General features: G+C 56.7%; 24 protein-coding genes. 14 read left to right on the forward strand and 10 right to left on the reverse strand.

All coding sequences use genetic code 11. The features are described from left to right. Positions 1–141: 141 nt before the first annotated feature. From IPL32_18300 to IPL32_18315, 4 genes are all read right to left on the reverse strand, one after another. Positions 142–3,063 (reverse strand): hypothetical protein, encoded by a 2,922-nt coding sequence (locus IPL32_18300; protein ID MBK8467767.1) that lies wholly within the window; start codon positions 3,061–3,063, stop codon positions 142–144. A gap of 245 nt (positions 3,064–3,308) precedes the next feature. Beyond that, positions 3,309–4,196 (reverse strand): hypothetical protein, encoded by an 888-nt coding sequence (locus IPL32_18305; protein MBK8467768.1) that lies wholly within the window; start codon positions 4,194–4,196, stop codon positions 3,309–3,311. Continuing rightward, on the reverse strand, positions 4,193–5,575 hold the full coding sequence (locus IPL32_18310; GenBank protein MBK8467769.1) for a hypothetical protein: 1,383 nt from the start codon (positions 5,573–5,575) through the stop codon (positions 4,193–4,195). Before IPL32_18310 ends, IPL32_18305 begins: the two co-directional genes overlap by 4 nt. Before the next feature lie 67 nt (positions 5,576–5,642). Continuing rightward, on the reverse strand, positions 5,643–5,846 hold the full coding sequence (locus tag IPL32_18315; protein ID MBK8467770.1) for a hypothetical protein: 204 nt from the start codon (positions 5,844–5,846) through the stop codon (positions 5,643–5,645). A gap of 185 nt (positions 5,847–6,031) precedes the next feature. On the opposite strand from IPL32_18315, the gene IPL32_18320 reads away from it, so the two are divergent. Next, positions 6,032–6,928, forward strand: a complete 897-nt coding sequence (locus tag IPL32_18320) for a hypothetical protein (GenBank protein MBK8467771.1) — start codon at positions 6,032–6,034, stop codon at positions 6,926–6,928. Between the two features lie 14 nt (positions 6,929–6,942). Continuing rightward, the gene (locus IPL32_18325; protein MBK8467772.1) at positions 6,943–7,128 is read left to right on the forward strand and encodes a hypothetical protein; all 186 of its coding nucleotides are present in this window, start codon (positions 6,943–6,945) and stop codon (positions 7,126–7,128) included. Positions 7,129–7,434: 306 nt separating this feature from the next. Here the strand turns inward: IPL32_18325 and IPL32_18330 are convergent, their stop codons facing one another. The 6 genes from IPL32_18330 to IPL32_18355 form a co-directional block, all read right to left on the reverse strand. Continuing rightward, complete coding sequence (locus IPL32_18330; protein ID MBK8467773.1) at positions 7,435–7,920, reverse strand: hypothetical protein; 486 nt, start codon at positions 7,918–7,920, stop codon at positions 7,435–7,437. After that, positions 7,907–8,380 carry a hypothetical protein gene (locus tag IPL32_18335; protein ID MBK8467774.1) on the reverse strand — a complete coding sequence of 158 codons (474 nt, stop codon included), beginning with the start codon at positions 8,378–8,380 and terminating at the stop codon, positions 7,907–7,909. Before IPL32_18335 ends, IPL32_18330 begins: the two co-directional genes overlap by 14 nt. A 12-nt stretch (positions 8,381–8,392) precedes the next feature. Continuing rightward, positions 8,393–9,883 (reverse strand): hypothetical protein, encoded by a 1,491-nt coding sequence (locus IPL32_18340; GenBank protein ID MBK8467775.1) that lies wholly within the window; start codon positions 9,881–9,883, stop codon positions 8,393–8,395. A 2-nt stretch (positions 9,884–9,885) separates the two neighbouring features. Beyond that, positions 9,886–10,095: a hypothetical protein gene (locus tag IPL32_18345; protein ID MBK8467776.1), complete on the reverse strand. Its 210-nt coding sequence runs from the start codon at positions 10,093–10,095 to the stop codon at positions 9,886–9,888. Further along, positions 10,092–11,012, reverse strand: coding sequence for a hypothetical protein (locus tag IPL32_18350; protein MBK8467777.1), 921 nt, complete (start codon positions 11,010–11,012; stop codon positions 10,092–10,094). Before IPL32_18350 ends, IPL32_18345 begins: the two co-directional genes overlap by 4 nt. A gap of 165 nt (positions 11,013–11,177) precedes the next feature. After that, positions 11,178–11,345 (reverse strand): hypothetical protein, encoded by a 168-nt coding sequence (locus IPL32_18355; GenBank protein ID MBK8467778.1) that lies wholly within the window; start codon positions 11,343–11,345, stop codon positions 11,178–11,180. A 211-nt stretch (positions 11,346–11,556) separates the two neighbouring features. Between IPL32_18355 and IPL32_18360 the strand changes: the two genes are divergently transcribed. The 12 genes from IPL32_18360 to IPL32_18415 form a co-directional block, all read left to right on the forward strand. Next, a complete protein-coding gene (locus IPL32_18360; protein MBK8467779.1) occupies positions 11,557–11,784 on the forward strand; it encodes a hypothetical protein in 228 nt (75 codons plus the stop codon). A 2-nt stretch (positions 11,785–11,786) separates the two neighbouring features. Beyond that, positions 11,787–12,236, forward strand: a complete 450-nt coding sequence (locus IPL32_18365) for a hypothetical protein (GenBank protein ID MBK8467780.1) — start codon at positions 11,787–11,789, stop codon at positions 12,234–12,236. Between the two features lie 104 nt (positions 12,237–12,340). Beyond that, positions 12,341–12,709, forward strand: a complete 369-nt coding sequence (locus IPL32_18370) for a hypothetical protein (protein ID MBK8467781.1) — start codon at positions 12,341–12,343, stop codon at positions 12,707–12,709. Between the two features lie 689 nt (positions 12,710–13,398). Next, positions 13,399–13,935 carry a hypothetical protein gene (locus IPL32_18375; protein ID MBK8467782.1) on the forward strand — a complete coding sequence of 179 codons (537 nt, stop codon included), beginning with the start codon at positions 13,399–13,401 and terminating at the stop codon, positions 13,933–13,935. A 38-nt stretch (positions 13,936–13,973) separates the two neighbouring features. Then, positions 13,974–14,225: a hypothetical protein gene (locus tag IPL32_18380; protein ID MBK8467783.1), complete on the forward strand. Its 252-nt coding sequence runs from the start codon at positions 13,974–13,976 to the stop codon at positions 14,223–14,225. Beyond that, on the forward strand, positions 14,225–14,638 hold the full coding sequence (locus IPL32_18385; protein ID MBK8467784.1) for a hypothetical protein: 414 nt from the start codon (positions 14,225–14,227) through the stop codon (positions 14,636–14,638). Before IPL32_18380 ends, IPL32_18385 begins: the two co-directional genes overlap by 1 nt. Continuing rightward, positions 14,635–14,847: a hypothetical protein gene (locus IPL32_18390; GenBank protein MBK8467785.1), complete on the forward strand. Its 213-nt coding sequence runs from the start codon at positions 14,635–14,637 to the stop codon at positions 14,845–14,847. The genes IPL32_18385 and IPL32_18390 overlap by 4 nt, the downstream gene beginning before the upstream one ends. Continuing rightward, a complete protein-coding gene (locus IPL32_18395; protein MBK8467786.1) occupies positions 14,831–15,148 on the forward strand; it encodes a hypothetical protein in 318 nt (105 codons plus the stop codon). The genes IPL32_18390 and IPL32_18395 overlap by 17 nt, the downstream gene beginning before the upstream one ends. Then, the gene (locus IPL32_18400; protein MBK8467787.1) at positions 15,129–15,425 is read left to right on the forward strand and encodes a hypothetical protein; all 297 of its coding nucleotides are present in this window, start codon (positions 15,129–15,131) and stop codon (positions 15,423–15,425) included. Before IPL32_18395 ends, IPL32_18400 begins: the two co-directional genes overlap by 20 nt. 47 nt (positions 15,426–15,472) lie before the next feature. Beyond that, positions 15,473–15,643 carry a hypothetical protein gene (locus tag IPL32_18405; protein ID MBK8467788.1) on the forward strand — a complete coding sequence of 57 codons (171 nt, stop codon included), beginning with the start codon at positions 15,473–15,475 and terminating at the stop codon, positions 15,641–15,643. A 115-nt stretch (positions 15,644–15,758) separates the two neighbouring features. Then, positions 15,759–16,172 (forward strand): hypothetical protein, encoded by a 414-nt coding sequence (locus tag IPL32_18410; GenBank protein MBK8467789.1) that lies wholly within the window; start codon positions 15,759–15,761, stop codon positions 16,170–16,172. After that, the coding region (locus tag IPL32_18415; protein ID MBK8467790.1) for a hypothetical protein at positions 16,160–17,578 on the forward strand (1,419 nt) is incomplete at its 3' end. The genes IPL32_18410 and IPL32_18415, both read left to right, overlap by 13 nt.

Here is a 17,578-nt window from a genome sequence, read left to right on the forward strand (position 1 = left end):
TTTGTTTCCCGCGTAGAGATCGGTGTAGAATCCCCTACCATCCCCTACCACTTTAGCAAAATTACACCTGTCAGGGGCAAAAAAAAGTGGTAGGGGATCAAAATGATCCCCTACCACTTTTCGATCTTTGGCCCCGTTTTCTTAGCGGGCGGCACTTTCCAAGCGCCAGAACGCCTTGCCGCGCTGCATCTTGGCAAAAACGATCTTGTATCCGGCGATCACCTTGTCGCGGTTGCTGCCTAACAGTTTACCCAAGGCCACCAATCGCCCGGTTTGCGACGGGCTTGTGAGAATGTCGGCCAACAGGTTCGACCATTCGCCCGTGCGGTTGTCGGCGTCGTTGTCGGACACACTCGCCAATTTTAGCAGGTCGTAAGACGACGTGGCGGCGTTGTTGTGTTTCTCCCACCACGCCTTGATGAAATCGTTCATAATGTCGGACTTGCTGACCACCCGTTCGTACAATTCGGCTTCGTTCTCCAAAAAGCCCGGAATGCCGACCGCTTCCAAGATGCCGCCCAAAACGCCCGACCATTCCTCGTAGCTGCCTTTTACCCGTTCGGTGAAGCGGGGCATACCCTGGGCCACCCACGCATTGATCAGGGTAAGCAGGGCCGTCGCCAGGTTGTCGCGGTTGGCCTTCACCCACTCATTAAGATTAGGGTGCCGAAACTCGGTGCGTTCCCAAGGTTTTTCGGTGTTTGAGTCCAAGCGAATCCAAGCGCAGCGCCGGGCCATTTCTTGCGACATTTTGACATTGTTGGCCGTGATGGCCCAAGCCGTGCGGATCGGAATGGCGATCCCCTTGTTGGCGCCCAAGGTGCGGTCCTTCCAAACTCGTTCGGTGAACGCTGTCGCCAAGGCCCCCGAATCTAATTCGTGGTTCACGTTGTCGATGACGACGTGCGTATCCCCGGCGATCATGCTGGTCGTGATGCGCTTGCGCCACTCGTCGTCGTCCTTGGCGGCGGCCATTGATGGCACGTCACGGCCCAAGAACGGAAAAGCGCAGGCGTTGATCAATTTACCCTTGCCCGTGCCCGGCGTGGGCGAGTCTACATCATGGGCCGGGGTCGGGCCGCTGATCAGGTCACGCACGAAGGGCAATAAAGCGTAGGCGACGGCGTGGGCCTTGCTGGCGTCATCCTTGAACGGGAAGTCGCCCAACAATTCATCCAAGATCATCGTTTTGGCCCACGCTACATTGTCGGGCGTCGGTTCGACGTTGCCGATTTTGGCCCCGCCCGTGTAAAGTAAGTGGGTTTTGGGATTGTAGCCCGGCGTGGCGCTGATACTGCCGTCACGGCCAAACACCGGGGCCGATACGATCCCGGCCAAGGCGGGCACGTTTTTCCACTCGCCCGCACTCAATAGCTGGGTGGCTACGTCTTGGTGGGGGAAAACGTCCTGCGAATATTCCTCGCCGCGCTTGTCCTCGCCCATCTTCACCCAATCGGCCACGACTGACAACAAATGAAGCATTGGCCCGCTGCCTAACTCCTGGATGCCGTGGACCCCGTTTTCATCCTGCACCACCCGGCACAACGCGCCGCCCCGGACAAACATCACCGGGCCGTCGACGTGGCCTACAATGGCCGCCAGGGCGTCATCGGCCACCGCTGACAACTGGCGGTCGTTGATCTGGATTAAGGGCCGTGTGCGGGCGTTCTGGCGGTCCTGGGCGGCCTGGGCGGCGTCGGCCCGTTCGATCAACTCCGTGGCCGCTTTCACCCACTTGTTATACTCGCGCTTGCCCATCCCCAACAGCGCCGGGACCGTGTCGGCCCACTTGCTGCGGTAATAATCGTCGTTGATTGCCGCGATCAGGGCCACGGCCTCGCGCTGGATGACCATTTTTTCTTCGTCGGTCGTGGCCTGGGCCATCGCCTCGATCTTCAAGTCCAGCACGGTCTTGGCCTGGGGTAATAGCGCCCGGAAGCTGTCAACGCCCTGGTTTTGCAAGAAGTCGTTCAAATCGATCTTGTCGATGCCCACGGGCAAGGGCAAGGTGACGATCTTCGTCATGCGGCCCTGCATCCATAACATTTCCGCCGTGGCCAATGCCCCTTGTTCGCCTGCCTTGCTTTTCTCGTTGTCGTTTACGATGTAAATCACCTTGGCGCCCTCGGTCAAGGATAGCAGGCGGGGCCAATCCTTTTCGCTGAATCGGGTGGTGCAAGGCGAGATCGCAGCAAAACCTTCTTGCATCGCCGCCAGGCAATCGGCCAAACCCTCGGTCAAGATCAGTGCGTCGGCGCGCATGGCGCTGTCCTCGCCGTAAAAATAACCGTTGAACACTTCTTTGCTGATGTACGGGTGTTTGGCGTTGTTCACGGCCAATTTTTTGTACTTCATGCCCTGCTTGCGTTCCCATTCGGGCGATTCGGTTGTCTCGCGGGCGTTGAAATAGACCGGGCGGCCAAAGCGCAAGTAAGGGAAAACGATCCGGCCCTGGAAATAGTCCTCCATATTGTCGTCGTCGTGCCGGTGGAACAGGCCCGTTTTCAGCATGTCATCCAAGATCACGCCTTTGTCGACCAAGTGGGCGAGTAGATTGGTTTTGCCCGCTGGTGCGTAGCCAATCCGGGCGGCCTGGATCGTGGCCTCCGTAAAGCCGCGCCCGGTCAAGTATTGCACGTGGGCGGGCGTCAACTGGCCCACAAAGTAATCGGTGGCCATCTGCCAAATTTCTTCGATGCTGCGGCGTTCGGCGGCGGCCACGGGGTCGAACGTCGGAACGTCGACGCCTGCCAAGTGCGCCAGGTCGGTCAATACCTCTTTGAACTGGTCGGCGTTCTTGTCGTTGTAGCTGCCGTTCCATCGGGCATGTCCGGCCCAAGAGAAAATGTCGCCGCCTTGGCCACAATTGAAACAGTGATACACGCCTTGGCGGTTGTCGACGGTCAAACTGTCGCCGCTGATGGACGTGTGGGCGGTGTGGTGCCCGGTCAACTGGTCGCCCTCGCCGTGTAGTTCCGCGCCGCCATAATGGGCGATCACGTCGCGCAGGGTCAACTTGTTTTTAATATCTTCGATCAGGGTGCGGTCGTTGTGCTTGATCATTGGTGATTGTCTCCAAGACAATTATTAAAAAATTCAGGGGGCGCTACTCTAAAATAGCGCCGATTGCGTTGGGCGGGGCGTTTCGGCGTCGAGGGTTAAAACCTTTAAGGCTTCCTCGGCCCGGTTGATCTCGGCCATCGCGTCGGTGTACGGTTGTTTGTTGGGGCGGTCCCTCAATTGGGACCGCCTCCGCTTTCGATCCGCCTCTAAGTAATGATGTAAAATCGTAAACGCTTCTTTGGTAGTCATTTGGTTTCGTTGCTGCCGGTGTCAAACGACAATTCGGCTTTAAGCTGGGCGGGCGTCCATTTGAACTTCTCCGCCTTATCCATGTACATCGTCCGGGCCTCACGGGGCTGATCCGCCAGCATGGCGTGGTGTAAGTAGCGGATGGTTTCCGTTTGGCGCCGTTCGTTAAAATCCCACGCCCACGCCACCCGGCCCGCCGCCTCCAACTCTGCCCGGCTGTGTTCCGGGTAATTCTCCAACAGATCGGCGTATTTCTGGTCGAGGGCCGCCCGGTATTGGGTGGCGGTCCATTTGCAACGGCGGGCGGCAATGTTGACTTCATCCTCTGCCTTGCGCACCTGGTCGGCCAGCAACCAATGCCCGGTGTCGTCCATGATGCGGCGGTAGTCGGCCAGGCTGCGGTTTTCCTCCGGCGTCAACGTGGCCGGGAGATCCGCGAGGCCCGATGTGGTCAGCCATCGCTTTCGGTTGATCAAACTCATTGTCTCGGCGGGTAACATTTGTTTGTCCTCTAATTGAACCTGCTGGCCACGATTGGCCCACTTCCACCACTTTTCCACGATCCATCGTAAGTCGTCGATATTGGCGTTCTCGTATTCCAGTGTGGCCCGTGGCGTCAATAGGCGCATTTGGACGGGCTTGTTGGTGTGGCCAAAGATTATTAAAACCGAATGGCCGCTTTTGATCAGGGCTTGGTGCGTAATTTGTTGCCCCTGCGGGATTAGAACACCGGGGCGTTTTGTCTCTATAAAGAGACACTTGCCCTTTCGTTCGATCACGCCGTCAATGTCTGAAATACTTGCTTTTCCTTCGCCAAAACAACCGTCTAAGATGGACCAATCCCAAAAACCTGCGGCAAATAATGCGGGGTTCTGAATGGTCACATTGCCCTTACCGTCCGCCCCAATTCTTTGAACTGCTTGGCAAAGTGGGCGGGATATTTGCCAAGGTAAAACACGACTTGCCGGTGGTCCGCCAAAAAGCAAGCGGGGTAAAGCGCCAACATTTTCTGAATCGGGGCCGTGTTGGTGGCGTTGGGCGCTACGGTGATCGCCTCGTCCACGCGCCCGGCCCCGTATTCTTTGATCAGGCGTTCGACAAAAAACCTGTCATCCTCGACGCCGCGCAACTCGACGAACATTTTGCCGAACCAACGATCCTCGGCGGCCTCGCGCCAGGCGGTCGGCGCGTAGTCGATAAACTGCAACGTTTCGCGCACCGCCTCGATCACGTCCGGGGTCACGGTGGGCACCGCCTCGTCGACTTCGTATTCGGCGGCGGGCACGTCGTCGTTGATGTCCTTCATCAGGTAGCCCGCAAACTCGGCGGCGTCGCCCGATTCGTCGTTGATCAGGGCCTCGACGATCCTGCCGCAAACGTCGAACGGCACGTCGTCGGGCGCTGGTGCCGGGGCCGGTTCTGGCGTCGGGGCAATAGATGCTTGATAGTTTTTCACCTCGATCTTTAATTCCCGTGTCGACAGGTCAAGCCGTAGGGCCTCGGCCAGTAGCGCCCGCTGGACGTGGGCGGGCAAGTGGGCAACGTCGTGGTGATGGGTCCATGATAGTCCCTCGACCCGGTCCTCTTTCTTGACATTGCGTTCCACCCAAGCGGCCTTTTTCAGGTTTTCCAAGCCGTGCCCTGTCAATTCAATCGCCTGGGTGTAAGTCTCCCCGAAACGTTTCTCGCCCTCATTCAGCCAGGCCCCAAGCCACCATTTGCCCGATGCCTGCATGAGTTGGAAATCTCTCCCGATGGCCTCCCATTGGTCGTACGTCATATGGGCCGGGGGCGTCCAATCGTTCGGCGTCATTTCGCCCATTTCGGGCATGGCGTCGAATAGGCCCGGCTGTGTAATACCCGTGGGCACCTGGGCGGGCACCTGGGCCGCCTGGTGGGCCTGGGGGGCCTCCTGGGCGACGACGGGCACCGGGGCCTGGGGCACGTAGTCGGTGGGAATTTTGAAGCTGGCCACGTGGGCGATTGTACATTCCGCGCCCGCGGGCGTCGGCACCTGCATCAGCCATTCCTCGACCTCGTCGCCGTGAAAGATCAGGGCGTCCTCTTTGGTCAAAAAGTAATGGATCGGGTAATCCGGATCGTCGGTGTCGGCGTCATCGACAACACACCAAACGGTGTCGGCGGCCTGAAATTGCGCCATTGCTGCCTCGACCTTGGCCTCGTAAGCGGCCTCGCGCTTTAGTTGCCGGGCGTCGTATCTCTCTCTCTGTGCTTTGTACTGTTCTGCCGTTAAACGTCTCATTTTGAAGTCTCCGTATAAATGGGTGCGTGTTTCAATATACTACTTTGAAAATTCTTGTGAAGGGGCCTTATTTGTTGGCCCCGTTGCCCTCGGCTTCATCCTCAAGCGGCAATAGCAACCCGAACTTTTCGGGGTTGCGCATGGCGATACGCAGCAACCGGCGCACCAATTCGGACTCGTTGCCCGATGTGTTGATCTCGGCCAATTGGGCTAACCACTGTAATTCTTCCGGTGTAAACATGACCATTTTTCGTTGTGTCAGGCGTGCCATAATATTTGTCTCCTATTGGTTAAAAACCTTTTGATTTTGTCTTACGTGGCTAATCTTATCACGGGAATCTTTTTGGTAATGTAGCAATCTTTACATTCTATGCAGATGTTTTGCGGTATACTTATAGTGGATAGGCGATAATTATAGCCAGGTTATAATTAATTTCAACATAGGAATAATTACCGATGACGTACAAATTTAGGGCCTCAATTCCATTTTACCGGGCCGATGGGGTGCGGGTGGATATGTCCGTGGGGGCTGAAACAGAGATCGGGCAATTTGAAGCGATTGAAGCATTGCTGCAAGCGGCCCACGGGCGCGGTTACACAACCGACGCCCCGACCGTGGGCGCTGGCGACAAAACAGAAAACGTGTGCGGTTATGTGGTGGGCACGTACGACGATAAGAAGTCGGGCGAGTTTAGACCGTGCGTCCATTTGTACCCGGACGACAAGCGCCAAATGAAGATCGTCACGGTTTACCCGGAAGCGTTCCACCTGCTGCCGTTTTCGGTCGAGGGGGTGGCGCAATTTGACGGGGAAGCGCCCAAGATCGACGTGGCCCGTAAGCGCCGGGTGTTTCACGAATACAAATTCGAGGTCGTGATCGAACCAAAGAAAGATTTTAACGGCGATCCGGTTCTCAGTGAGGCGGGCAACGTGGTCTATAAATTCAAACGCGCCAAGGCCGCCCCCGTGGCTGCCGCTGACGTGATGGATGTGGTGGACCGGGTGGTGCTGGCCGAAGTGGGCATGGCCATCTATGGCACGCAAGACGCCTGTGATCGCAAGCTGGGCGAGTGGTGCAAACGATTCAGCGGGGGCCGGGCCGATAATAGCGCCGACCTGACCCACGCCGAAGGGGTGGCCATTCTGACCCACGCCAACGCCACGGGGCGGGGCTGTGTCGATGCGCTGGCCCGTAAGATAGGTTTATCTGTCGATGAGTTGGGCGACGTAATCCTGACCGTCGTGGGGGCTTTGACGCCCGTAAGTGAGTTGCACGGCGTCGACCTGTCCAAGGTTGTCGCCGCCTTAGTCGAGTTACACCGGAACGCCAACGCGGCCCCGGCTTTTGCATAAAAAGGAAATTGAAAATGAACGCCAACAAATTGGAACGTCAAAACGTGGAATTGATCGGGCGGGTTGTGGAGTTGGAAACGGAGTTGGTCCAGCGCGACGTGGCGGCCCTGCAAGAATGCACGGCGCAAGTGCAACGCCTGCGGGTGCAAGTGGGCAAAATGGTCGAGGAATTGCGCGACGGGGACACGGTCAAGCGCTAATTTGTGGTAATTACCACACAATACGGGGATTGGAGGGTTGCAAGTGTCCCAAAACGAGATCGATAAGCTTTTGTCGGGTTTCGATAAACTGCCGCCAAGGGAACAAAACGCCTTGGTGCGCAAGATTAAGCGAATTGTGGGCGAAAAGCAGCGCCGCCCGACCAAACACCGGGCACCCGTCGCCCCGTGTAAGCGCTTACACCAATAACCAAGTAACAAAAAAGCGGCCTATCTAGCACTCAATCCTAGATAGGCCGCTTTTTTGTTGCCCGGCGTCGGGGCCTATTACGTGGTAATTACCACGAATTAGGCTTTAGGCTTGCAACCCTTCAATACCCACGGCTTTGGCATGGTGCCATTGTGGCGGCTGGCCCATTCCCGATTGCGCCCGTCGATGCTGCCTCCGATCACGTCGACAAAATTGGCCCGGTGCAATAGATACTCGACCCATCCGGCTTGCGCCCGGTTCACCGTCAACTTGACGCGCTGGGCGACGGTGTAACGGGCCTGGGGTTCGGTGGGGCTTTGGAATTGAAAGCCCTTACTAAGTGCGCCCCGGCTATCCAGTTGTAACAGGTCCGACCATACGGGATTGACGATGCCGTACTGTTCGAGGATCGGGTCCATCGCCGCCCGTGGTGGTGCGCAGACGGGGGCGTGCAATAGAAACGTGTGCCGGGCCTGGTCCTTCGCCTTGGTGGCCTTCTTGGTGCCCTTGGTGCCCTTGGTGCCCTTGGTGCCCTTCTTGCGGGTGGGCGTGTCCGTGCCTAAAAGGTAATCAAGAAAGCCCATTGGCGTCATCCTCCACGGCGGCCATCTGCCACCATTGCGCCTCGGCGGGTTCCTCGGCGGCGGGCGCTGCGGGGCCGGGAAGCTGCTGCTGCGACAACATCACGCGCACTTGTTCCTTGGCCATGCTATTGGCCAGGCGGGCGATCTCTTTGTCTTGGCCGCCAATGCCTTTCATCACGTGCCGGAACGCTTCGCCCCGGTCGTCGGCGGCCTGGAAGCGGATCAGATTGTTGGTGCTGACGTGGGCCACCAATAACGTGGCCCCAACGATGCCAAACATGACGACGATGGCCCCGATTACGATCAGGGCGTGCCAAGAAGTCGTCAAGGCGTCGTTTACGGCCTGCCCGCCGTTGATAATCCAGATCAGGCCCAAGATGATCAAAAAGAAGATCATCAGGGCCACCAATCCGATTACGATCATAATAATATTGCGGGTCGTGTCACTCATGCTTTTCATGCGGTCCTCCTTTTACATTGCCTTCAAATCGCTACTACTACTACTACTACGGGGAAAAATGCCTCTTTTTGGCTGTTTTTGGTCAAAAATAGACGCTTTTGGCGTAGTAGCGGTAGTAGTAGTAGCGATAGTAGCGATTTTCTCGGCCTTTAGGGCCTCAATCGCTGCCAAGGTGCGGGTGCGGCCCGCGCCGCCCGTGTTCACGGTTTTGTCGCCCGGCTTGTCGACCATGATACGGATCAGGTCGGCCAACTTGGCGCCGTCCTGCCACGCCTGCCGAATCTTGGCGGCGTCTTTGTCCACTTGCCCCTGGGCGGGCGGCACGGGGGCCACAAACGTCGTGGCGGGCACCGTGGGCACCGGGGCCTGGGCATGGGCGATTTCGGGCACCTGGGCGACTACAGGTACACGGGCGACGATGGGGGGCACGTCCTCCCATATCATCTTGGCCCGGCGTACGATGGCCATTGGACCCTCGACCAACGGGGCCTGAAAGCGTTTCATGCTGCCGGTGTTGCGATAGATCATCGCCCCTTTGCCGGGCAACATTTCGGCCCCGCTGCCGGGAATATTCACGGCAGTGTTGGCCTCGACTTTGCTGGTTACGGCCCCGACTAGGCGCAGCGCCAATAGTCCTTTCAGTTGGTCGCCCAATACGGTCTGCTTGGGCGATTGGGTGCAAACGATTAGGTTCTCGTTAGACTCGCGGCACTTGCGGGCAATATCAGACAACAAGTCCAAGACGACGGCCCGGTGCTTGGATTCGGTCAAGCTGGCCAACTCGTCAAGGATTAGGACCCGGCGCACGGCCTTGCTGGCGTGCCCGCGTTCGCGTTCCTCCATGTTGGCGTGGAACGCTTCCAACATTTCGACGGCGTCGCCTGGTTCACGGGCCACGGCTGCCACGTGGGGCAATAGGTCCAACGGGCGCAAGTCCTTGCTGCGTTTCATGTCGACGATGTAAAACTGCAAAACTTCCGGGCTGTTGTTGAAAGCCAGGCTGGCAATGATGCCCATTAGGGCGTTGGTCTTGCCGCTGCCCGTGGTGCCCGCGATTAGCACGTGGGGCTGGTTGTCGTCATCCAAGCGCCAGGTGACAGACTTTAGGCCGCCGAACGTGTACGCCAGGCCGCAAAAGGCCGTCATCGGGCGGGCCTTCCAATCCTTCATGCAATCCATAAAGGGCACGATCTGCGGGTCGACCCGGTTGATCTCAATGGTTTGGCTATCCCGATCCACCCGGACGGTGGTATAAAAGTCGTCGGGCAAGTCGATGTGGTCCACGCGCCAGCGGCTAACGTGGCTGCAAAAGTCGGGCTGTAAGGCCATGACCTTATCGACGGGCGTTTGGGCGTCGATGCGCAGGCGGTAGATCACGCTGGACGGCGTCATCAAGTGAACGACGCGCCGGGCCTCGTCCAACTCAAGCCCGGCTTTGACGCCGCGGGCCTGCAAGACTTTGGTGATAATGTTTGCTTCAATGCTGATCTGTCTGGTTTCCATTGTTATACCTCCGCCTTGATCCATGCTTGCCGGGCTGCCCGGTCTGCTTTGACGTTGCGTTCTGCCTTCGTTCCGATGTACATTCCGCCAACCGTGCCGACAATTAGCCCTAGCGCCAGGCCCCGGAAGTCGTTCCAAACTTGTTCGGGCAACTGGCCTAGAATGAATGCCGCCACGGCCAAAATTAAGGCAATGATGATCAGTCGTTTCATTTCACCACCTCGACCCCGTTGCCGTTCACGTGGATCGTTCCGGCCTTCTCCCAAAACTGCACGGCGTTGTAGACCGTCGTTTTGCCGATGCCTAAGTCGTTCGCCGCGGCCTGGTAGGACACGCCGGGGTTGTCTCGGTAGTAGTCCAAAACGATGCGGCGGCGCTGGTCGGTGTCGGCCTGGGTGTTCGCTTTGGCGTTCGTTCCAGGTGTGGCGGCGTTCGCCTGGGCGCTGGCCCGTTCCGCCAGGCGGGCGTTTTCGATCCGTAGTTCATTCAACCGTTCCACCTCGGCCTGTCGGTCGGCGTTCATCCGTTCACGTTCGGCTTGGCGTTCGGCGTTCACCCGGTCGCGTTCCGCCTGTCGTTCGGCCTCAATCGTTCCAAGGGCTTGTTCTAAGTGAACGTTCACCGAACGGGCGGTCGCCAACTCGTCGGCCTGCCGGTTCTTGTTCCGAATATCCCATCGGCGCAGCGCCAGGGCTGCGGCACCGGCTGCCGAAAATAGGGGCAAGACGGCCAGAATGGGGTGGGCGGTTTCCAACCAATAGACGATTAGAATGATCAGGATCATCGTCAAGGTGGCCACGCCGACCGACAGGCGAAACGGCCATCGGTACACGGCCTCGTTGTCCTGCAACCCGTCGAACATCATCAACACGACTTCCGACAGGCCAAACAGGGCGCACTCAATCGCCAGGGCGAAAGCAAGGGCCTGGTGATCACTAAAGCCAAGGGCCGATTGTGAAACGAAATAGATGCCGATGGCGTTGGGCACCGGGATCAGGATGGGCAAGGCCCGGATCGCAATGTCGGCCAACTGATCCGACGTGTGGCTGATAATGAAGCCGACAAGGTTTACAAGTGAGGCGTACAAATCTTTAATTACTTTGGTAACGGCGTTTTCTTGGGTGTTCATGTTGTTGTCCTCCCACAAAAAAGCGTATCCTTTGACTAAAAGATACGCGGGTGTTTGTAAGGCCCGATTAGAGGCGTTACAATGGGGGCGACACGTTGTTCAAGCAACGTGTCCACGGGGCCGGGCGTGTTAGTCTCACGTGCCGGTCCCAACCGATCTATTGGGTTATTCTTTCGGGTCCGTCTCCTTTTGTTGGATGCCCAACCGCTTCATTTCTGCCTCGGTCAATCGTTCGGCCACTTGGATAATCGTCTCGTTCGTCTCGGCGCCAATCTTCTTTAGTTTGCGGGCCGTGGTGCGCAGCAATCGCACATGCGTATATTTGTTGTCCATGATTCCCCGGTTCGGTTTGTCGATATAAATGTATAACCAACTGGTTATGATTGTATAACATGGCTAACAGGTTTGTCAACCCCCAATATAGGCCAATTTGATCGGAATTACCACGCAATCCAATTACATCGTAATTACCACGTAATACACCTGGGCACCGGGGCCTGGCGTCTGGTATTGACTTCTTTTTCCAAGTTGCTACACTTGGGGCATGGCAAAAACATCGCATAGTAAAAAAGAGACAGGGGGCAATGGGGCAATTGCTGCATTGGACCCGGCCTTTGATCAGGATATGCACGAACGCGAGGGCGCTGCCGTCAACGCGCCAAGTACATTCATCCCGATGACACGCGAAGAAAAGAAGCGCCTGCTGGAATCGTACGCCCTGACCAAGTTGATCGCAGGCCGGGGCACTCACTGGAATAGAACGGAGTCATAAAAATGCAAGATAACCAAGACCGGCCAATGGTGATCATTCACACGCAGCTTTTTGCGCAAGACGCCCCGCCCGATCCAATCGTGGTCCTTCACACCGATCCCATCACCCAAGACACTCTCGACGCCCTGGAATACGAAAGCAAGTACGGGGTGCGCGTGTCCGTAGATGGGGCAATGGTGCCTGTGATGCAAGTGGGGCCTGAACTCATCACCGATCAAGACCTGGCTGCCGTGTGGGCGGCCATGACGACGGGGGTGGGCCGTGTGCCTGCCGTGGATCAGGAGTACGAATTGTGCCCGGTCTGCGCAGCAATTGACGCCCGGATCGCCGCCTCCAACCTGATCAGCGATGGCCTTGTTAGTGTTGAAACGATGACCCGGCTGTTTGGCCTGGGTGACAATGGGGCAACTGGTGCAACTGGTGCCGATGATACATTTGGGCAAGTTTATTAGATGCGAAAGACACGGCGCACGCGGGCGAAATAGACCCGATCCGGGTGGTTAGATGCGGAAGACTTAGTGAACTAACGCACGATAACCAGAAAAAAACAAGAATTATGGCAAACAGAGATGAAAAAGGCCGGTTGTTACCTGGTCACACGCTGAAAATTGGTGGACGCCCGACAAAACGCCGTGAGGAACGGGTGCTTGCCGTGCTGGACGACGTGATCAGCGATGACGAATGGCGCGAGATTATCACCGTGGCCAAGGAAAAGGCCCTCGGCGGCAATTATAGATACACCGAATTATTGATGGCGTACGGCCTGGGTAAGCCGGTGCAACACATTAAGCATACGGACGTGGGAAAGATGGAAGAAGCACTGGAAACAATGCGGCAATTGCGCCAGGATGCAATGGATCAGTTGGAGGACGGCCCGGCGTACGTGGTGGTGGATGTGGTGCCGGAAGCGTTGCCCGGTGGTTGACACGCTACCGTGTATTGTCGCTATAAGGCAATCTAACCATGCTTATCTTGCATCATTTCACACGGTCAGCAGGTAGATTGTCAACACAATAATTGACATGCACGCAGCAAAAGCCGGTATTTTCGTCGCCCGGCCTGGTTATTGTAGACACAAGAAAGCAAGGGAATAAATGAATGCACGCTTTTCGCCCGTCGCCTTCGTGGTCGGGGCCTTACTCGGATGGCTGATCGTGGCGCTGGTCTGGTGGCTAGGCTAACGGGTGGCCATGAATCAATGGGGCAATGGGGCAAGGGTAGCATAGGCGAGTAGGTAAGAACGGGGCAATAGGTAACAGGCGACAGGGCAACAAGATAGATAGACAAGAAGAAAGAAGAAGCAAAAGAAGATGAGGCAAGAAGGGAAACAAAACAAGAAAACATAATATAAAACAAAGACAATACAACATATAACAACATATCATACAATAAAAGATAGCAAAGCAACACAATATAACATATAACATAGCAAAACAATACAATACAGAATAAAACATTACACCATAGCACTACTACACCATACTACATCACACTACACCGAATCATCTATCACGTACATTTTATAAAAATAACACGGGGTAAACAGTCAAAATGTGTTTTAGCTTTTACAAGTCGCCAACACCATCGACAAGCCTGCAAGCGCCAATGCGCCAAATGGTCCAACTGAATCAATTGTATCAAGTAGACCGAACGACGGCGGGGCCGGTGGAACAGGCCGCCAAGGCCCTGGTGGAAGCGCAGCAAGAACGGATCGACGCCGGGGTGCCCAACGTGGCCGTGTTGTCGAATACGCCCGGTCTGGTGGAATACCTGAACGCCGCCAGCGATGGCTTTTACTGGTGGGGCGGGCAATGGCAAGTCGAGGCCGCCAAGTACGCCGAAGGGGTGGCCCGTGATACTTTCGTGGTGGACTTCTGGACGCTTGACACGCCTGGCCTGCCAGAACGCATCAGACGGGCCTGTGAGGCCGTCACGGCTGCCGGTGGACTGGTGGGGGCCTTGCTTATGTCACGGGCCGCACACGCCGCCCTGGCCGCCCAAGCGGGCAATCCGGGGGGCACCGTCCAAGCGCTAAACGTGGGCGGGCATAGTCTCGTCGTGGCAGTAAGCAAGTGGTGCCCCGGCTTTAGAATTTACGTCGGCCCGGTCGAGTTGGCTGCGGCGGCAACTGAAACAATTGGGCCTGTGTAGCATTTTTTTTATGTAGATATATAACCGGAGGGTTATACATGCAAGATTCGCTTTTCCCTTTGCCCGTGTCGGTCGGGGCGCCAACGCCCAAGTGGGCCGATTGGTTTGATCAACTGGACACGCGCCAACAGTCTGAGGTGCTTTTCGCCTGGACGTACGCCCGAACGTTTGGGCATGGCACGGACGGGCACAATCGTCTTTTTCTGATCGACCGCCTGGCCGATCTGTTGCAGGCGGCCCACGCTGAGATCGCCCGCTTGCGCCTGAATTTGGCCGGGGGTGATTACTAATGCAAGACAAACCGATCCGGCTATCTAAGGCCGATGTAGTCGAACTCCTGGGCGCCACGGGCCTTAAAACTTTTCCCGCGGGCGACAACCTTTTGGACGTGGGCGGCACTTTGTACGCCTATTATCAGCCCTCGCGCAAGGCCCTGCGGCCTGCCAAGCCCGTCGTCAATCGGGCCATTGTTCGCATGTTGCACAGCGTCACCCGTAGCCAGTTGGAAAAGCGCATCGGGGGCGAGTGGTTCATGGTTACGGAACTCCCCAACCGGCGCACCAATGGCCGGGTTGTTACCTACCGACAGGCCCGCAAGGGTAAGCCCGGCGTGATCGAGTGTTGCGTCCGGGTCCTGGGCGGGCGTCTTGTTAGCGGGCCGACGTGGTCCGCCGTTGCTGCAAAGATTGGAGTCTCTAATTGATTGGAAAGTTATCCGAAGATGGCCTTGGTGGCCTGGTGATCAACCGTAGAGAAAAACCGGCGCGCCCGGCCTACATCGACGGCCACGCCGAAAACGTGCTTGGCCTGATGATGGATTACGGCTTTACCTTTGAACAGGCGCACACGTTGGTTATTACCGCCGAAGCCATCCAGCGCGGCAAGGAGATCAACAATGCCCAATTTGACTGACATTGAAGTACGACCGCACGAAACCGGCCTTAAAATCTTTTTTCATCACATCGGGCGACAGGTGGAAATCGTAACGCTGGAATACAGCGAAGCGAACGCCCTTTATTACCAAATGGCCTACTTTCTCGGCCCGATCCAATCGGCACCCACGCCCGCCCCACCTCCACCCGCGCCGGGCCTGGTGCTGGCCGAAACGATCCGCGAGATCATGCACTACAACGATTTTACGTTTGGCGAAGCGCTAAACATTATGCGCGAAGTGCGCGAAGGGGAAAAACAACGTGGCCAAACGGAAAACTGACGCCCTGCGCGTCGTCGATACTGACGCCTTGATCAAAGAAGCGGACGACAAGATGCCGTTTATTGGGCAGATGGTCCACTTTGTAACATTGAGTGGCCGCCATCGGCCCGCCGTGGTGGTCAATGTCAACGATAAGGCGACGAAAAACGTCAACCTGATCATTTTTCTGGACGGCCCCAACGATGGGCACGCGCCAAGCGCCTGCACCGAATGGGCCAACAACGTGGATCACGATAACGTCGGACGTTCTGCCACTTGGCATTACGTCGAAATCTAAAAATAGTTTTTTTAATTAGTTTTATTCTCACAGGAATACAAAAAAAAATGAAGAAGAAAGAAAAAACGCCCGCCAAGGGTGCCGGTGTCGTCAAAGTGCCCAAGGTGGCGGTGGTCAAGGTCGAAATGGTCAAGGGCCACGGGGCCAAGGGCAAGGGCGGCATGTGCCCCACTTGTCACAAGCCCTACGGTAAGGGAAAAAATAGCTGTAAGTGTTAGGCGGCGGCGCTTTTTTCGCATCGGGGGAAGTGAAAGAACGCTGACAGGGCGGGGCGTGGGTTTGGCGGCCCGCCCTGCCCGCTAAGAGTGGAATTTTTTTTGTGAGGTTGTGCCGATGCAAAGTGTGGACGCCGAAGGGGCGGTGATAGGGGGCGGCGTAAAGACCGGGGGCGGAAGCCTGACCGGACGCGATGCCCAAGCGGTGACGGTCAACAACTACGAAGAACGCCAGGCCGGGCAACTGTCTTTTGAAAAACAGTTGAACACCCTGTCGGATCAAGTTGCGGCCATGACGCGCCAATTTACCGAAGTCAATACAAGTGTGACGCGTTTGATCATCCTCATCGACGGCGATCAAAAGTATGGTAGCACGGGATTGCGCGAAGAGATGAAAGAAGTTATCGACAACGAAAAGTCGCAACTGGCCCTAGAACAGCGGGTGCAGGCGCTATCGACACGGGTGATCGTGGCCCTGGTGGCGTGCGGCATTCTTACAGCGGAATTGGTGTTTAGAATTTGGATCAACTAGAAAGAGATAAAAACGACCTTCGCGAATTAGTTTGGTTGTCGTGCGGCTACCGACCGACCCCGGCCCAAGACGCCTTTCATAAACATTTGGGCCGCCTGAAACTGGTGGCCGGGGGCGTCCGGGCGGGTAAGTCGAATTGTACCGCGATGGACTTCGCGGGCGAGTGCGCGGTCCCGAACGGGTTGATCTGGATCGTTGGCCCGGATTACGACCAATGCAAACCCGAATTTATGTACCTGTACAACGCTTTCAAGGCGTTGGGCTGGGTAGTCAAGGAAAGTTTGCCCGAAAAGGGGTCGCGGTCGATGACCCTGGACAATGGCTGCCGAATCCAAACAAAATCCTCAGATGACACGCGGGCGCTGGCCTCTTTCGCCCCGCACGCGATCCTGATGGTCGAGGCCGGGCAACAAACCTACGAAATCTACCTCAAGGTGATCGAACGGGCACTTGAACATAACGCCCGGATCATTCTGTCGGGCACGTTCGAGGGCGACTTGTCTTGGTACGCTGAAATGTGGGAGAAGTGGCAAGGCCCCAACCCGGAAGGCGGCCAAAGTTTCTCGCTGCCGTCGTGGTCCAATACGTTTCTCTTTCCGGGCGGGCGCACCGATCCGAAAATTTTGGCGATGGAAACGTCGATGCCCGCCGAATTGTTCGCGGAACGCTGCGGCGCCATCCCCTACAAACCCGCGGGCCTGGTCTTTCGTTGCTTTACGCCTGCCGTCCACGTGGCCGAACTGGACTTTGATCCGTCGTGGCCTGTGGAATTGGCCATCGACCCGGCGCAGCACACGTACGCCGTGCTGGCGGTCCAGTGGAAAACATTAAACCTTTTGGGCTGGTGGTACTACGATCAGATGAAAACGGGCAAGTATGCCAACGTTGACGCCGTGCCGCCGCCCACGCAATTCAGCGCCGCCGAACTCCTGGTCGAGTATACACGGGTCCGGGTGGTCGATGAGGTCTACCACCACAATATCACGGCCCAACAGATCATCCCGATTGTGATGATGAAGCCGTGGTGGAAGCACATTAAGCCAAGCGCGGGCACCATCGACATCGCGGGCACGCATCGACAGGCCAATTATTCACAAGTCCAAATTTGGCGCGAGATCGCCAACGTGAATTTGCGCAGTCGATACATTTTTATCGAGGAATCGATCAACGTCGTTTTGCTTCGCCTGCAATCGAAAGACCCGCTGGGCGTGCCCTTGCTGCAATTTAGCCACAAGATGCGCCAAGACAAAAACATCGAGGGCCGGGCGATGGGCACCGTGGCCGAAATGGGCCTGTATCGGTATCCGCCCTGGTCCGAAGGGCGATCAATTAGTGATAAGCCGGTCGATTCAAACAACGACGGCGTCAAGGCGTTGGCTCATCCTGGTTATTCTCGAGTTTGGGGC

The sequence above is a fragment of the Chloracidobacterium sp. genome, from assembly GCA_016711345.1.
GTDB lineage: Bacteria > Acidobacteriota > Blastocatellia > Pyrinomonadales > Pyrinomonadaceae > OLB17.

What these genes read in the sequence shown, in the direction of transcription:
- IPL32_18320 (MBK8467771.1), top strand. Translation starts at nt 6,032, where the DNA reads ATGACGTACAAATTTAGGGCCTCAATTCCATTTTACCGGGCCGATGGG.
- IPL32_18375 (MBK8467782.1), top strand. Translation starts at nt 13,399, where the DNA reads ATGGTCCAACTGAATCAATTGTATCAAGTAGACCGAACGACGGCGGGG.
- IPL32_18360 (MBK8467779.1), top strand. Translation starts at nt 11,557, where the DNA reads ATGGCAAAAACATCGCATAGTAAAAAAGAGACAGGGGGCAATGGGGCA.
- IPL32_18350 (MBK8467777.1), bottom strand. Translation starts at nt 11,012, where the DNA reads ATGAACACCCAAGAAAACGCCGTTACCAAAGTAATTAAAGATTTGTAC.
- IPL32_18335 (MBK8467774.1), bottom strand. Translation starts at nt 8,380, where the DNA reads ATGAAAAGCATGAGTGACACGACCCGCAATATTATTATGATCGTAATC.
- IPL32_18315 (MBK8467770.1), bottom strand. Translation starts at nt 5,846, where the DNA reads ATGGCACGCCTGACACAACGAAAAATGGTCATGTTTACACCGGAAGAA.
- IPL32_18310 (MBK8467769.1), bottom strand. Translation starts at nt 5,575, where the DNA reads ATGAGACGTTTAACGGCAGAACAGTACAAAGCACAGAGAGAGAGATAC.
- IPL32_18380 (MBK8467783.1), top strand. Translation starts at nt 13,974, where the DNA reads ATGCAAGATTCGCTTTTCCCTTTGCCCGTGTCGGTCGGGGCGCCAACG.
- IPL32_18385 (MBK8467784.1), top strand. Translation starts at nt 14,225, where the DNA reads ATGCAAGACAAACCGATCCGGCTATCTAAGGCCGATGTAGTCGAACTC.
- IPL32_18395 (MBK8467786.1), top strand. Translation starts at nt 14,831, where the DNA reads ATGCCCAATTTGACTGACATTGAAGTACGACCGCACGAAACCGGCCTT.
- IPL32_18365 (MBK8467780.1), top strand. Translation starts at nt 11,787, where the DNA reads ATGCAAGATAACCAAGACCGGCCAATGGTGATCATTCACACGCAGCTT.
- IPL32_18345 (MBK8467776.1), bottom strand. Translation starts at nt 10,095, where the DNA reads ATGAAACGACTGATCATCATTGCCTTAATTTTGGCCGTGGCGGCATTC.
- IPL32_18355 (MBK8467778.1), bottom strand. Translation starts at nt 11,345, where the DNA reads ATGGACAACAAATATACGCATGTGCGATTGCTGCGCACCACGGCCCGC.
- IPL32_18370 (MBK8467781.1), top strand. Translation starts at nt 12,341, where the DNA reads ATGGCAAACAGAGATGAAAAAGGCCGGTTGTTACCTGGTCACACGCTG.
- IPL32_18410 (MBK8467789.1), top strand. Translation starts at nt 15,759, where the DNA reads ATGCAAAGTGTGGACGCCGAAGGGGCGGTGATAGGGGGCGGCGTAAAG.
- IPL32_18300 (MBK8467767.1), bottom strand. Translation starts at nt 3,063, where the DNA reads ATGATCAAGCACAACGACCGCACCCTGATCGAAGATATTAAAAACAAG.
- IPL32_18340 (MBK8467775.1), bottom strand. Translation starts at nt 9,883, where the DNA reads ATGGAAACCAGACAGATCAGCATTGAAGCAAACATTATCACCAAAGTC.
- IPL32_18330 (MBK8467773.1), bottom strand. Translation starts at nt 7,920, where the DNA reads ATGGGCTTTCTTGATTACCTTTTAGGCACGGACACGCCCACCCGCAAG.
- IPL32_18405 (MBK8467788.1), top strand. Translation starts at nt 15,473, where the DNA reads ATGAAGAAGAAAGAAAAAACGCCCGCCAAGGGTGCCGGTGTCGTCAAA.
- IPL32_18325 (MBK8467772.1), top strand. Translation starts at nt 6,943, where the DNA reads ATGAACGCCAACAAATTGGAACGTCAAAACGTGGAATTGATCGGGCGG.